Annotated in this window: 16 protein-coding genes; all 16 read left to right on the top strand. The window is 38.3% G+C overall.

Features of this window, described 5'->3' with window-relative positions:
• Positions 1–5 precede the first annotated feature (5 nt).
• The 16 genes from plsX (at position 6) to RGQ13_RS11915 (ending at position 14,169) form a co-directional block, all read left to right on the top strand.
• A complete protein-coding gene (gene plsX / locus RGQ13_RS11990) occupies positions 6–1,004 on the top strand; it encodes a phosphate acyltransferase PlsX (RefSeq protein WP_405054197.1) in 999 nt (332 codons plus the stop codon).
• Positions 1,005–1,009: 5 nt separating this feature from the next.
• Complete coding sequence (locus RGQ13_RS11985; RefSeq protein WP_348389986.1) at positions 1,010–1,978, top strand: beta-ketoacyl-ACP synthase III; 969 nt, start codon at positions 1,010–1,012, stop codon at positions 1,976–1,978.
• Between the two features lie 15 nt (positions 1,979–1,993).
• Positions 1,994–2,923 (top strand): ACP S-malonyltransferase, encoded by a 930-nt coding sequence (gene fabD, locus RGQ13_RS11980; RefSeq protein ID WP_348389985.1) that lies wholly within the window; start codon positions 1,994–1,996, stop codon positions 2,921–2,923.
• Between the two features lie 7 nt (positions 2,924–2,930).
• Entirely contained in the window at positions 2,931–3,674 is a 744-nt protein-coding gene (gene fabG, locus RGQ13_RS11975) for a 3-oxoacyl-ACP reductase FabG (RefSeq protein WP_348389984.1), read from the top strand.
• Positions 3,675–3,866: 192 nt separating this feature from the next.
• Entirely contained in the window at positions 3,867–4,100 is a 234-nt protein-coding gene (acpP, locus tag RGQ13_RS11970) for an acyl carrier protein (RefSeq protein WP_348389983.1), read from the top strand.
• 136 nt (positions 4,101–4,236) lie between these two features.
• On the top strand, positions 4,237–5,478 hold the full coding sequence (fabF, locus tag RGQ13_RS11965) for a beta-ketoacyl-ACP synthase II (RefSeq protein WP_348393404.1): 1,242 nt from the start codon (positions 4,237–4,239) through the stop codon (positions 5,476–5,478).
• A gap of 189 nt (positions 5,479–5,667) precedes the next feature.
• Positions 5,668–6,456, top strand: a complete 789-nt coding sequence (gene pabC, locus RGQ13_RS11960; protein ID WP_348389982.1) for an aminodeoxychorismate lyase — start codon at positions 5,668–5,670, stop codon at positions 6,454–6,456.
• Positions 6,456–7,451: an endolytic transglycosylase MltG gene (mltG, locus tag RGQ13_RS11955; protein ID WP_348389981.1), complete on the top strand. Its 996-nt coding sequence runs from the start codon at positions 6,456–6,458 to the stop codon at positions 7,449–7,451. The genes pabC and mltG overlap by 1 nt, the downstream gene beginning before the upstream one ends.
• Before the next feature lie 3 nt (positions 7,452–7,454).
• Positions 7,455–8,087 carry a dTMP kinase gene (tmk, locus tag RGQ13_RS11950; protein WP_348389980.1) on the top strand — a complete coding sequence of 211 codons (633 nt, stop codon included), beginning with the start codon at positions 7,455–7,457 and terminating at the stop codon, positions 8,085–8,087.
• Positions 8,077–9,024 carry a hypothetical protein gene (locus RGQ13_RS11945; RefSeq protein WP_348389979.1) on the top strand — a complete coding sequence of 316 codons (948 nt, stop codon included), beginning with the start codon at positions 8,077–8,079 and terminating at the stop codon, positions 9,022–9,024. Before tmk ends, RGQ13_RS11945 begins: the two co-directional genes overlap by 11 nt.
• A 33-nt stretch (positions 9,025–9,057) precedes the next feature.
• On the top strand, positions 9,058–9,384 hold the full coding sequence (locus tag RGQ13_RS11940) for a PilZ domain-containing protein (protein WP_348389978.1): 327 nt from the start codon (positions 9,058–9,060) through the stop codon (positions 9,382–9,384).
• Between the two features lie 193 nt (positions 9,385–9,577).
• Positions 9,578–10,201, top strand: a complete 624-nt coding sequence (locus tag RGQ13_RS11935; protein WP_405054196.1) for a HupE/UreJ family protein — start codon at positions 9,578–9,580, stop codon at positions 10,199–10,201.
• Positions 10,202–10,215: 14 nt separating this feature from the next.
• The gene (locus tag RGQ13_RS11930) at positions 10,216–10,743 is read left to right on the top strand and encodes a hypothetical protein (protein WP_348389976.1); all 528 of its coding nucleotides are present in this window, start codon (positions 10,216–10,218) and stop codon (positions 10,741–10,743) included.
• 171 nt (positions 10,744–10,914) lie between these two features.
• Entirely contained in the window at positions 10,915–11,682 is a 768-nt protein-coding gene (locus tag RGQ13_RS11925; RefSeq protein ID WP_348389975.1) for a TatD family hydrolase, read from the top strand.
• Between the two features lie 24 nt (positions 11,683–11,706).
• Positions 11,707–12,342: a glutathione S-transferase family protein gene (locus tag RGQ13_RS11920; protein WP_348389974.1), complete on the top strand. Its 636-nt coding sequence runs from the start codon at positions 11,707–11,709 to the stop codon at positions 12,340–12,342.
• Positions 12,343–12,939: 597 nt separating this feature from the next.
• A complete protein-coding gene (locus RGQ13_RS11915; protein ID WP_348389973.1) occupies positions 12,940–14,169 on the top strand; it encodes a nucleoside recognition domain-containing protein in 1,230 nt (409 codons plus the stop codon).
• Positions 14,170–14,318: the final 149 nt, after the last annotated feature.

Genomic DNA, 14,318 nt, shown 5'->3' with positions numbered 1-14,318 from the left:
ATGTTATGGGGGGCGATTTAGGCCCCCTTATAACAATTCCCTCTGCAAAAATGGCAATTGAACATGTGCCATCTCTTAAGCTCATCCTCTGTGGTGACGAAAGCGTTATTCGCACGCATTTAAAAGAACATAACTTCCTTGACCATCCGCGTATATCAATAGTGCATGCTAGTGAGCAAATTGCTATGGATGAAAAACCAAGTGTAGCCCTTAGAACTAAAAAAGACTCTTCAATGCGTCGAGCATTAGATTTGGTTCACACAGGAGATGCCGATGCTTGTGTAAGTGCTGGTAACACAGGAGCACTACTTGCTATTGCTCATTATGTGTTAAAAATGCTTCCTGGTGTTGAGCGTCCCGCTCTAGTTTCTCATTTACCTATTACTGATTCCGCTTCCCATGCATTTATGCTGGACTTAGGCGCTAATGTGTTTTGCGATTCTGATACCTTATTTCAGTTTGCGATGATGGGGTCGGTGATGGCCGAAGAGGTTGATTCAATTGAATCACCAAGAGTAGCTTTGCTAAACATGGGCGAAGAAGTCATCAAAGGCAGTGATCATATAAAACAAACCGCGGCTTTATTAAGTAAGACTCCAGAAATAAACTATGTAGGGTTTATTGAAGGCAATGATATATTTACCGGCAAAGCCGATGTCATTGTTTGTGATGGTTTTGTTGGTAATATTGCTCTAAAAACGTGCGAAGGTGTAGGCAAGTTGGTGATGGGGAAGGTGATGAAAATCATTAATGAGAGCAAATTTACCAGACTTTTAGGTTTTTTGCTTAACCCAACATTAAAAAAAATCGTAAAACGACTGAACCCCGACCAGTATAACGGGGCAAGTCTGATAGGATTACGCGGTATTGTGGTGAAAAGTCATGGCAATGCCACCAGTTCAGCTTTTTTTAACGCGATACTCGAAGCCGTTAAAGAAGTTGAAAGACAAGTTCCTGAAAAAATTAAAAATAAACTGGAAGTCAGTTTACTTAAAAGGTCTTAAAAATTATGAATTCAAAAATTGTTGGTACTGGTAGTTATTTACCAGAGAAAACATTGACCAATGCCGATTTAGAAAAAATTATTGAAACTTCTGATCAATGGATCACTGAACGTACTGGTATTAAATCTCGCCATATTGCCGATAAAAACGAAACCGTTGCAGATATGGGCACAGAAGCCGCTCTGAAAGCACTAGAAATGGCTGGTCTTAAGGCAACAGACTTAGACATGATCATTTTGGGCACAACCAGCTTTTTTGAATCAAATATCCCTGGTGGTGCAGTTCATGTACAAAGAATGCTTGGAGTGCCAAATATCCCCGCTTTTGATATTGCCGCAGCATGTTCTGGGTTTATTTTTAGTTTATCTATTGCAGATCAATATATTAAAGCCGGCAATGCAAAACGTATTCTTGTTATTGGTGCAGATATGTTGTCCCATATGGTTGCTCCAGATGACCGTACCACTATGATCCTTTTTGGTGATGCAGCCGGCGCTGTTATATTAGAAGCAACAGATGAACAAGATACTGGTATTATTTCGACACACTTACACAGTGAAGGTAATTATGTTGATTTATTACATTGTCCGACGCCAAAACGAGGCGAAGCTGACACTGTTGACACTTCTTATATCCACATGAAAGGCAACGAAGTATTTAAAATTGCGGTAACTAAGTTAAGTGAGATCGTTAAAGAAACACTTGAACATAATAATATTGATAAATCTGAAATTGATTGGTTAGTTCCACATCAAGCAAATTTACGTATTATTGCCGCAACAGCTAAAAAGTTAGATATGCCGATGGAACGAGTAGTAGTAACACTCGATCAACACGGTAATACGTCTGCTGGATCTGTACCAACAGCACTAGATTTTGCGGTACGCGATGGCCGTATCCAACGTGGTCAGACATTATTATTAGAAGCCTTTGGTAGTGGTTTTACCTGGGGCTCAGCACTAATTAAGTTTTAAAAAGGTAAATAAAAAATGAATAATAATTTAGCCTTTGTATTTCCAGGACAAGGCTCTCAAGCCGTAGGCATGTTGGCTGATCTTGGTGATAACGAAGTTGTTAAAGCTACGTTTACTGCCGCATCTAATGCATTAGGTTACGATTTATGGGACCTAATTCAAAACGATAGTGAAGGTAAACTCAATCAAACTGATTACACACAACCGGCATTGTTAACCGCTAGTGTTGCAATCTTTCGCGCTTGGTTAGCTAAAGGTGGTGAAACGCCATCTGTGTTAGCTGGTCACTCATTAGGTGAATACTCTGCGCTTGTATGTGCTGATGTTATTAGCCTTGAAAACGCAGTTAAACTCGTTGAAAAGCGTGGTCAATACATGCAACAAGCTGTACCTGCTGGTGTAGGTGCAATGTATGCGATTATTGGTTTAGCTGATGATGCTATTCTTGCCGCCTGTGCACAAGCTGCTGGCGATGAGGTCGTATCGGCAGTTAACTTTAACTCTCCTGGTCAAGTGGTTATTGCAGGTAACAAAGCTGCAGTAGAACGTGCTGGTGCACTTTGTAAAGAAGCGGGCGCTAAACGTGCTTTACCTCTTCCTGTAAGCGTGCCATCACATTGTGCATTAATGCAACCTGCAGCTGATAAGCTGGCAGCTGACTTAGCTCATATTGAATTTAACAGTCCGCAGATCCCGGTAATTAATAACGTAGATGTTGCTATAGTTACTGACGGCGCTGTAATTAAAGACGCATTAATCCGTCAATTATACAGCCCAGTTCGTTGGACTGAATCTGTTGAAAAAATGGCAGGTATGGGCGCAGAACAACTTATTGAAGCCGGTCCTGGTAAAGTATTAGCAGGCCTTGTAAAACGTATCAACAAACAACTTAATTGTGTTTCAGTAAATACTACAGATACACTAAATTCAGCTTTAGAAGGTTAGAATAAACATGTCTTTATTTTCATTAGAAGGTAAAACTGCACTAATTACAGGTGCAAGCCGAGGTATTGGTAAAGCGATCGCAGAGCAATTAGTTGCTCAAGGCGCAAAAGTAATCGGTACAGCAACCTCTCAAGGTGGTGCTGACAACATTAGTGCATATTTGGGTGCTAACGGTAAAGGTTACGAATTAAACGTAACGGATACAGACTCAATCGCTGCATTATTTGCTGCAATCAAAGCCGATTTCGGTCAAATTGATATCTTAGTAAATAACGCAGGTATTACACGTGACAATTTAATGATGCGAATGAAAGACAGTGAGTGGGATGATATCATTACTACTAACTTAAATTCATTATTCAAAATTAGTAAAGCTGTAATGCGTCCAATGATGAAGCAACGTAGTGGCCGTATAATTAATATTGGTTCAGTTGTTGGCTCAATGGGTAATGCCGGTCAAGTAAACTACGCAACGTCTAAAGCAGGCTTGTTAGGTTTTACTAAATCATTAGCTAAAGAAGTTGCCTCTCGTGGTATTACAGTAAATGCAATTGCACCTGGTTTTATTGATACTGATATGACTAAAGCTTTAAATGATGAACAACGTGAAGCAATTTCATCACAAGTTCCTGCAAATCGTTTAGGTCAACCAGAAGAGATTGCTGCAACTGTTGCATTTTTAGCCTCAGATGCGGCAGCATATATTAACGGTGAAACTATTCACGTTAATGGCGGTATGTACATGGTTTAAAAAAGATTAAGGCTCTAAAGCCCTTAATCTGGCTGTTTTCTTGCAAAATAGCTATTTATGAACCATAAATAAATAATTAGTTAACAGGTTTGACCAGAGTAAAAATATAATTTTATGCTTGCATGGTGACTTGATGGCGAATAAACTACACGCAATTTTGTAAGAATTGCTAAATATAGTAAAGGAAATATAATGAGTACTATCGAAGAACGCGTAAGAAAAATCATTGTTGAACAATTAGGTGTTAAAGAAGAAGAAGCAAAAAACGAAGCATCTTTTGTTGATGACTTAGGTGCAGATTCTCTAGACACAGTAGAATTAGTAATGGCTCTTGAAGAAGAATTTGATATTGAAATTCCAGACGAAGAAGCTGAAAAGATTACTACAGTTCAAACAGCTATCGATTACGTGACTGCTCACGGTTAATCATTAGTTTACTTAAGAAGGCGGTTTTATTACCGCCTTTTTTGTATTTGTTTTTTGAAAAATCATTTATTCCAATGTCATTAAGTATTCATCGTTTTAGTATCTAATGACATTTGTATAATTTGCGGAGACATTGATTGTTATGCGACGAGTCGTAGTCACTGGTTTAGGGATGCTAAGCCCGCTAGGAAATAATTCACTTTCAACTTGGGACTCACTACTCGCTGGTAAAAGTGGTATTGGCCTAATTGATCACCTTGATCTTACACACTTCACTACTAAGTTTGCCGGTCTGATAAAAGACTTTAACCCCGAAGAATTTGGTATCGCCAAAAAAGAAACCCGTAAAATGGATTTATTCATTCAATACGGTGTAGCTGCTGGCCATCAAGCTATTGAAGATTCAGGTCTAGAAGTTACTGAGCAAAATGCCGGTCGTATTGGCGTTGCTATTGGTTCAGGTATTGGCGGATTAGGCTTAATTGAAGAAGGTCATGCAAAAACCATTAGTCAAAATGTTAGGAAATTATCACCTTTCTTCTGTCCATCGACTATTTTGAATATGATCTCAGGTCACTTATCAATTATGCATGGCTTAAAAGGGCCGAATATTGCCATTGTAACTGCATGTACTACTGGTGTTCATAATATTGGCCATGCTGCGCGTATGATTGCTTACGGTGATGCCGATGCTATGGTTGCAGGTGGCGCCGAAAAAGCCTCTACTGTATTAGGCATGGGCGGCTTTATGTCAGCACGTGCTCTTTCTACTCGTAACGATGCACCAGAACAAGCTTCACGTCCTTGGGATAAAGACCGAGACGGTTTTGTATTGAGTGATGGTGCTGGTGTTGTTGTACTTGAAGAGTATGAACATGCTAAAGCCCGAGGTGCAAAAATTTATGCAGAACTTTGCGGTTTTGGTATGAGTGGTGATGCACACCATATCACCTCACCACCAACTAATGGTGAAGGCGGTGCAGCTGCTATGTCTAATGCAATCCGTGATGCTGGCATAAATGCTAACCAAATTGGCTATATAAACGCACACGGTACATCAACCCCTGCAGGTGATATTGCTGAAACTAATGGTGCCAAATCAGTATTTGGTGATCATGCATATAAATTAATGATGGGCTCAACTAAATCAATGACCGGTCATATGTTAGGTGCCGCTGGCTCTGCTGAGGCTATTTTTACTATCCTCGCATTACAAAACCAAGAAGTACCACCAACAATTAATCTAGACAATCCTGATGAAGGTTGTGATTTAGATTATATCAGAGGCGAAGCTCGTCAAGCTAAACTTGATTATGCACTGTGTAATTCGTTTGGTTTCGGTGGCACTAACGGTTCGTTATTATTTAAGAAGATTTAGATAACAAAGCCTTGCCAATACAGTTAAAAGCCTGAATACTATATGATATTCAGGCTTTGTTGTTTTAGAAGATATAAGCTAGAAACTAGACACGAGAACCTAACCGACACACTAGTGTCGTCCTGAACTTGATTCAGAATCTTGTTCAGGATCTCATTTACATCAAATTAAAATAATAAATAAAACCATATGCTATACAGTTCAGTTAACTATACACAAACCGAGCTCATCGATATTTCTGATCGAGGCTTAGCTTTTGGTGATGGAATATTTACTACAGGTAAAGTTGTAGAAGGTAAGCTCGAACATTATAAGGCGCACATTGATCGATTAAAACACGGTTGTGCAACTTTACAATTGCCAACACCCGACTGGCAAGCGTTAGAAAGTGAAATTTCTAAAGCTATAAACGGTCGAACTCTAGCTGCAATTAAAGTGATTATCACCGCAGGTGTAAGTAGCCGGGGATATTCGAGACGCGGCGGTTTAACTCCAACAGTTGTCATCACTGTGAGCGAATTTCCCTGTCATTACCCTTTGTGGCAAAAACAAGGGGTGAATTTAGGCATAAGCACAGTTAAACTCGGTTTAAATCCAAGCACTGCTGGTATTAAACATTTAAATCGTTTGGAACAAGTGTTGATACGAAATGAACTGGATACCTTAGATGTTGATGAGGTTGTCGTTTGTGATATTAACAACAACATTGTTGAGTGTAATACCGCTAACATCTTTTGGGTTAAAAACAGCACATTATTTACCCCTTGTCTAAAATTGTCGGGTGTAACGGGCATTGTCAGAGAAGAACTTATTAAATCATCAGCGAACGTTCAAATCGTCAATGCAAGTATAGAAGTATTACACAGTGCTGACGCAATCTTTATCTCTAATTCATTATTAGGTGTTATTCCAGTGGTTAAATTTATGGAAAGATCGTTTAATATTGAAACTGTTTTAGCTTTACTAGGGAAGTGTTAATGAAACGCATTGCTTTTATCTTGTTATTTATCACCCTAGCAGCAGTGATTACTGTATATACAGTTACTGTGCGTCATGTTGATAACGACTTACCTATTAAAGAGTCGCAGTTTTATACCGTTTCCAAAGGCAGTTCGTTTAATTCTGTAGTGGCCAATTTAATTAAACAACAATGGCTTGAAACATCTCTTTGGTTAAAGCTGTATAGTAAGTTACACCCAGAGATTACTGAAATTAAAGCCGGAACATATAAGTTGCCAGAGCAGCTTACGATAAAACAATTATTTGCAATCCTTGTTGCCGGTGAAGAACATCAATTTAAAATTACCTTTGTTGAGGGTTCAACCTTTAAAGAGTGGTTTATCCAATTGGCAGAAACAGAACACGTTCAATCCACCTTGGCAGACAAAAGCTACCAACAAATTCTGAGTACTTTAGAGAGTGAGCATAAGCACCCTGAAGGACTATTTTTTCCAGATACTTATCAGTTTATCTCTGGCACAAAAGATATTGATATTTTGAAGCAGGCATACCAACGTATGGCGGCAGAGTTAGATGAAAGTTGGCAGGGCAGAGCAAAGAATTTACCATATAAAAACACCTATGAAGTATTAATTATGGCGTCTATGGTCGAGAAAGAAACGGCTAAAATTAGTGAGCAGCCATTAATTTCTGCAGTTTTTATAACTCGCTTAGCTAAACGAATGCGCTTGCAAACTGACCCAACCATTATTTATGGATTAGGCGAACGCTACACTGGTGATATTACTTATGCTAACTTAAGAGAGAAAACGGCGTATAATACTTACCGTATTAACGGTATGCCACCTACGCCCATTGCCATGCCTGGTAAATCAGCCATTGAAGCAAGTTTACATCCGGCCAACTCACCATTCTTATACTTTGTAAGTAAAGGCAACGGAGAACATCATTTTTCAACCACTTTAGCCGAGCATAATAACGCGGTTAACAAATACATCAGAGGGAAGAAGTAAGTTATGTCAGGTCAATCTCAGGGAAAGTTTATTGTTGTCGAAGGTATTGAGGGGGCAGGTAAATCATCAGCCATAGAAGTTATTGAAAATTTCTTAACTGCTCAACAAATTAGCTATGAGAAAACTCGTGAGCCTGGTGGTACGCCATTGGCTGAAAAATTAAGAACATTAGTTAAAGAACCTAGTGAAGAACAAATTACTCCTCAGTGCGAACTATTGTTAATGTACGCCAGTCGTTCACAACTTGTCGCCAATAAAATATTACCAGCACTCAATCAAGGAAAGTGGGTGGTAGGTGATCGTCATGATTTATCATCTCGAGCGTATCAAGGTGGTGGACGTGAATTTAGTGATTCAGTTATTGATACCATAGCAAATATAACATTAAATGGTTTTAAACCAGACTTTACTCTTTATTTAGATATTGAACCTGAACTAGGACTATCTCGCGCTCAAGCTCGCGGTGAGTTAGATCGAATCGAACAAGAAAAAATAGATTTTTTCCATCGCGTACGCAACAAGTACCTGCAGTTAGCTACATCTGACGATAGTATTTTTATTGTCGATGCTAGCCAGACTATGGAAAAAGTACATAGCGATATTACTGAATTATTGAGTAAACATTTTGGCAGCTAACTTACAAGACAAAAGCTGGCTAGTTAATAATAAACTAGAAATCACCAGCAAAATTGAACAAGGCCTACTGCCACATGCCATGCTCATGTTAGGTAGTCATTTAGCCGGGCAAGCAGAGCTGGGAGCTTGGTTATCTGGATTATTATTATGTGAACGTGCTGAGACTGTAAACGAGCCTTGTAAACAATGTAAATCTTGCTCATTAATCAAAGCACAATCACATCCCGATCTAGTGCTAATTGATAATGGTGAAAAAACTATTGGCGTAGAGTTAGTAAGAAGTGCTGGTGCTTTCTTACAAAAAACCGCCCAACTTGCTAAAAATAAAGTGGTAGTAATATTATCTGCTGAAAATATGACTGAATCAGCCGCAAACGCGTTATTAAAAACATTAGAAGAGCCAACATCAAACAGTTATTTAATTTTAGTGTGTAACGATATAGATATGTTATTGCCAACAATTTTAAGCCGCTGTAGCGTAGTAAAAATTAACCCGCCAACGGGCGAAGAACTTGCTAGTTTAGTAAGTGATAAAAGCTTAATAAATGATTTTAGTAATTTAAATGAACTTGCAGAACTAACCGATGTTAAATGCCAAGAGCAACGAACAGAGATTATCGAGCAGTTAATTGTATTTCTGCAACATTTTAATAATGGTAATGAATTCGTCAATTTACTTGCATCTAGTATTCACGGTCTGCGTTGGTTAACTAATTCATTTAATCAATTAATCCGTATTCAATCAGGTTGGCAAGACGCATTAATTGGTCATGAAATGAACCAGTTAGCAAATCGTTATTCCCTCGAGCAACTTTGGCAATGCATAAATTTATCAAACCAAGCGACAAAACAAATAAAACTGTTAACGCAAGCGAATAAAACCTTTACTATTGAAGCGTTATTAGTGGATATTGAACATGTACTAACTGCAGGTTAGAATAAAAATAAGAAAGGATTGTTAAGGACTAAAATGAATAACTTTGCATTAGAATTTAAAAATGAACGCGAATTGTATATGGCCTACATGCCTTTTTTAAAACAAGGCGGACTATTCATAAAAACAGCTGAGCAGTTTGAGCTAGGCGATAAAATTAATTTAGAAGTCACTCTGCCTGGCCAATTAGAATCCGTACAATTGGATACTTCTGTTTGCTGGATCACTCCACACGGTGCTCAAAATGGCACTGAACCTGGCGTTGGAGTGGCATTTTTAAGTGACGAACACAACGTGCGTAACCAAATAGAGTCTAATTTAGGACGTATGCTTAATTCTAAAGAAGCCACCTACACGATGTAACAGCTGCAGACAAACGAAAAAGCTAGGGTCAGAGTAAGATCCCGAATCAAGTTCGGGACGACACTAGTGTGTCGGTTAATTTGTTGACTCTGCCCCTAGTTATTTATTGGAACCAATCATGATAAAAAACCATATCCGCAAACCTTTGCTCGTTTTAGGACTATTTTTGTTCGCCTTGCTCTCATTCGATTTAATGGCACATGGCGTAGATGAAAGTACCCGGGTGTTTTTACAAAACAATACTGGCGTGCAGTTTTTCCCATTTATGTACATTGGCGCTAAACATATGGTCACCGGATATGATCATCTTTTGTTTTTAGTTGGTGTGATCTTCTTTTTATACAAAAGCAGAGACATATTATTATATGTGAGCATGTTTACTTTAGGACATAGTTTAACCCTGCTGCTAGGTGTGATGATTGATATACAAGTTAATGCTTATCTTATCGATGCTATTATTGGCTTATCAGTTGTATACAAAGGTTTTGATAATTTAGGTGGGTTCAAACGAACCTTAGGTTATAGTCCAAATGCGAAAGTCGCAGTGTTGGTTTTTGGGTTGTTTCATGGTTTTGGTTTAGCAACTAAATTACAAGAATTTCAGTTGCCAGAAGATGGCCTGTTTACTAATTTGCTTGCCTTTAACATAGGCGTAGAAATAGGACAGTTCGCCGCATTAACGTTTATTTTGCTTGGCATTAGTTATTGGCGAAAACATCACACCTTTAAGCAATTTTCTACTGCCACTAATACGCTGTTAGTAAGCGCTGGTTTTATGCTTATAGGATTTCAACTTACCGGTTACTTTGTTAATTAACTTAAGAGGTATCAATGCAACATACATTATCAACCGCAACACTTATTAAATCGACAATCATTGCTTTAGTTATTGCCGTTTTAACATTAGTAAGTTTTATTTTGCCAGCAGAATATAACATTGATCCTACTGGGCTTGGTGAAAAAATGGGACTTACCGCCTTAGCGAACACTACTACTACAACTGATGTAGACCAATACCAAAACACCGATAAACTTAGCTCTTCAGATAGTTTTGAAATTACTGTTCCTGCTAGACGAGGTCTTGAGTTTAAGTTTGCTATGCAGCAGTTTGAAAAAATGGAGTATGAATGGCTAACAGAGGGTAGTGCTTTGTATTTTGACCTACACGGCGAACCTGAAGGTGATACCACTGGTTACTTTGAGAGTTATGCAATTGCCACGTTAGCAGAAATGAAAGGCAGCTTTACCGCACCATTCAATGGTGTTCATGGTTGGTACTGGAAAAATAAAACTGATAAAGCCGTTATCATTAAATTGAAGGTTAACGGCGAATATACCGTAATTGGCATAAAAAAATAGATAGTAGGTGCAACCATACGGGGTCAGACCAAATTATACTTTTTAAAGTGAAATTTGCTCGAACCCCATTCCATGCAATTGGAACTTATTAATATACCTAAAAACCTAACTTGACTCTGACCCTCGTTTAGATACAATTTCCGCAATTTACTTTACCTTTTGGAGCAACCCTTGTTCATAGACTCTCACTGTCATTTAGACCGTCTCGATTTATCTGATTTTAACAACGATCTCGATGGTGTTGTTAACGCGGCCAAAGAAGCCAATGTTAGTAATATGCTTTGTGTATCAGTAACACTCAAAGAATTCCCAAGCATGGTTGCTAAAACTGAAAAATATGACAATGTACAATTATCTTGTGGAGTACATCCATTAAATCAAGAAGATAAGGTAGATGAAGCTGAACTATTAGCACTAGCAGATCACAAAAGGGTAGTGGCTGTTGGTGAAACCGGTTTAGACTATTTCTATGCGCCTGAAACACAAGAAGTACAGCGAGATGCATTTCGTAAACACATTCGCGTGGCTAGAAAATTAAATAAACCTATTATTATTCACACCCGTGATGCTCAGCAAGATACCTTAGATATCATGCGAGAAGAGGGCGCAGAACAAGTGGGCGGTGTGTTGCATTGTTTTACTGAAAGTTGGGAAATGGCAGAACAAGCAATTGCGATGGGGTTCTACATTTCATTCTCCGGCATCGTTACCTTTAAAAATGCCTCTGCATTACGTCATGTTGCCCACCAAGTACCTGATGATAAGTTCTTGATCGAAACTGACTCACCTTATTTAGCGCCAGTACCGCACCGAGGTAAGCAAAATCAACCAGCATATGTTGTAGAAGTTGCTAAAATGCTTGCTGATGTACGCGGCCAAACAGTTGAGCAAATAGCAAAGCTATCTACTAATAACTACAAGCGCCTGTTCAACGTTTAACTTTAATAAAGGATCTAAACGACCATGAAATTATGGCACTGTTATGACTCACGATCTTTGCGTGCATTGTGGGCATTAGAAGAAATGGGACTTAAATATCAGGTGGAAGTGCTACCTTTTCCACCTCGTTTTTTAAAGAAAGACTATTTAGATACCAATCCGTTGGGTACAGTGCCATTTTTTGAAGATGGCGATATTTGTTTAACCGAATCAACGGCAATATGTCATTACTTGGTGGAAAAATATAACCAACACCAGTTAGCCATACCTGTTGAACATCCAGAATATGGTCAGTTTCTGAATTATCTTTACCAGAGCGATACTACTTATACTTTTCCATTAGCATTAATACTTCGCTATAAATACTTAGAGCAAGGTGAGCGTTTAAGCACGCAAATTGTAGAAGATTATAGCCAATGGCTATTTTCAAGAATGCGCGGCTTGGTAAAGCACTTAAAAACTAATGAATATCTTTGTGGCAATAAATTTACTATAGCTGATATCGCGATAGGTATGGCGCTTAATTTTGGTGAACGAATTGGTTTAGCAGATAATTATAAGCCAGAAATCAAAGCATATTTAACTAGACTCCAAGCTAGACCCGCGTTTAAAAGAGCAAGGGAGATAGGTGTTGATTTAGATCCTTTTATGAATTTATAGCAGGTGCAGACATACGGGGTCAGACCAAACCTATTTTTAAATAGGGTTTGCTCTGACCCCAGTTCCATGGAGCTGAAACGAGTTAATATAACCAAACCGCTCTGAGCCCAGTTCCATGCAACCGAAACGAGTTAACATCCCAAAATCCGAACAAAAAAAAGGCCTGAAGCAATCGCTTCAGGCTCAGGGGAATGGCTCAATAGGTTGAGCCTGCGCTAATTTGTTTAAGCAGTGAGTTTTTCGTTATCTCCTAGATAAAAACTCAATTAATTTGCTGCTTGGACTTTTAATTGTAGTGTAAGAGGGATTAAAGTCCAGTCGATTTTTAAAATAATTTAAATTATTTTTTATGCCTTTAATATCAATGCGTTACAAGTGTGTGGTGATGGTGTTTTATTTTGCTCTGCACAGCTTATCTATAGGTTCTGTACATCTTTGGCACAGCTTATCCACAGCTCGATTTGTTATTATATTTTGCAGTGAATGTTGTATAAATAACCGTGTTTCTTATGTTATGGTATTTGCATTGTTTATATTTCATTATAAAAATATTAACTAAATCAGTAACTAAAATAATAAAAAATAAATGGCTCTTTCATGTTAAATATCATCTGGTTGTTTTTCTTCATTTTTGCTTTTGTGGTGTCACTTTATCAATGGCTTGTTCTTGGCAATGCTGGAATTTTTGAAGCACTACTCACTAGTATTATCTCAATGTCTAAAGTCACGGTAGAAATTGCCATTGGTTTAATTGGAATATTAAGCTTTTGGCTTGGTATGATGAAAATTGCCGAAAGTGGCGGTATTGTCAATAAAATAGCGCAAGCTATTTCACCGTTATTCTCTAGGCTAATGCCAGAGGTTCCAAAAAATCATCCTGCCTTTGGTTCAATAACAATGAATTTATCGGCAAATTTTTTAGGGTTAGATAACGCAGCTACGCCGCTAGGCTTAAAAGCAATGAGTGATCTGCAGGAGATTAACCCCAAAAAAGATACCGCTAGTAACGCGCAAATACTTTTTTTAGTGCTTAATACATCCTCAGTTACTCTCTTCCCTATAAGCGTATTTGTTTATCGGGCACAGCAGGGGGCAGCTGTTGCTACCGATGTATTTCTTCCTATACTTCTTGCAACGTTTGCTTCTACATTAGCAGGGCTAGTCTCAGTCGCTCTGTTTCAACGAATTAAGTTATATAAAGGTGTCATACTTTTATATCTTAGTGGTGCTATGGCCTTGGTAGCCGCATTGGTTATTTATTTAGCGCAGTTAACCGCAGAACAGTTAGCGAGCCAATCTTCATTAATGGGCAATTTTTTGATTATCTCTGTGTTGATCAGTTTTCTTGCTATCGCTCATTTGAAAAAAATTAATGTATACGATCAATTCATTATTGGTGCTAAAGAAGGTTTTGAGGTCAGTATTAAATTGATCCCTTATTTGTTGGCTATGCTTTGCGCTATTGGTGTCTTTCGAGCAAGTGGCGCACTAGACTTAATTGTCGACAGTATACGCAATTTAGTTATTTACCTGGGAGGCGACACTCGTTTTGTTGATGCATTGCCAACTGCGTTTATGAAACCATTAAGCGGCTCTGGCTCTCGAGCAATGATGATTGAAACAATGAATGCTCATGGTGCCGACTCATTTGCTGGGCGGTTAGCCTCAATAATGCAAGGATCTACTGAAACCACCTTTTATGTGTTAGCTGTATATTTTGGTAGTGTTGGTATTCGTTATTCCCGCCATGCCATTACTTGTGGCCTTATTGCTGATGTTAGTGGTATTTGCGCTGGTATTGGTGTCTGTTACTGGTTCTTTGGCTAATATTACTCACAAAAGCCAATAAATACTGAATTCAAACGCTTGTATGTCGGACAATGATTCACTTGAATATAACATATTTGCATCATTTAACTAGTTTTTTGCCTTTATTGTCGACAATCCGTCCTTTTTAGTCTTGACTTAATATCCAA

This window comes from Thalassotalea psychrophila, from assembly GCF_031583595.1.
Lineage (GTDB): Bacteria > Pseudomonadota > Gammaproteobacteria > Enterobacterales > Alteromonadaceae > Thalassotalea_A > Thalassotalea_A psychrophila.
This window is presented reverse-complemented; position numbering and strand designations above follow the sequence as displayed.

Bases quoted from the DNA above. Each gene is read 5' to 3' on its own strand.
- plsX (WP_405054197.1), top strand. From the start codon at position 6: ATGGGGGGCGATTTAGGCCCCCTTATAACAATTCCCTCTGCAAAAATG.
- RGQ13_RS11985 (WP_348389986.1), top strand. From the start codon at position 1,010: ATGAATTCAAAAATTGTTGGTACTGGTAGTTATTTACCAGAGAAAACA.
- fabD (WP_348389985.1), top strand. From the start codon at position 1,994: ATGAATAATAATTTAGCCTTTGTATTTCCAGGACAAGGCTCTCAAGCC.
- fabG (WP_348389984.1), top strand. From the start codon at position 2,931: ATGTCTTTATTTTCATTAGAAGGTAAAACTGCACTAATTACAGGTGCA.
- acpP (WP_348389983.1), top strand. From the start codon at position 3,867: ATGAGTACTATCGAAGAACGCGTAAGAAAAATCATTGTTGAACAATTA.
- pabC (WP_348389982.1), top strand. From the start codon at position 5,668: ATGCTATACAGTTCAGTTAACTATACACAAACCGAGCTCATCGATATT.
- mltG (WP_348389981.1), top strand. From the start codon at position 6,456: ATGAAACGCATTGCTTTTATCTTGTTATTTATCACCCTAGCAGCAGTG.
- tmk (WP_348389980.1), top strand. From the start codon at position 7,455: ATGTCAGGTCAATCTCAGGGAAAGTTTATTGTTGTCGAAGGTATTGAG.
- RGQ13_RS11940 (WP_348389978.1), top strand. From the start codon at position 9,058: ATGAATAACTTTGCATTAGAATTTAAAAATGAACGCGAATTGTATATG.
- RGQ13_RS11935 (WP_405054196.1), top strand. From the start codon at position 9,578: ATGGCACATGGCGTAGATGAAAGTACCCGGGTGTTTTTACAAAACAAT.
- RGQ13_RS11930 (WP_348389976.1), top strand. From the start codon at position 10,216: ATGCAACATACATTATCAACCGCAACACTTATTAAATCGACAATCATT.
- RGQ13_RS11920 (WP_348389974.1), top strand. From the start codon at position 11,707: ATGAAATTATGGCACTGTTATGACTCACGATCTTTGCGTGCATTGTGG.
- RGQ13_RS11915 (WP_348389973.1), top strand. From the start codon at position 12,940: ATGTTAAATATCATCTGGTTGTTTTTCTTCATTTTTGCTTTTGTGGTG.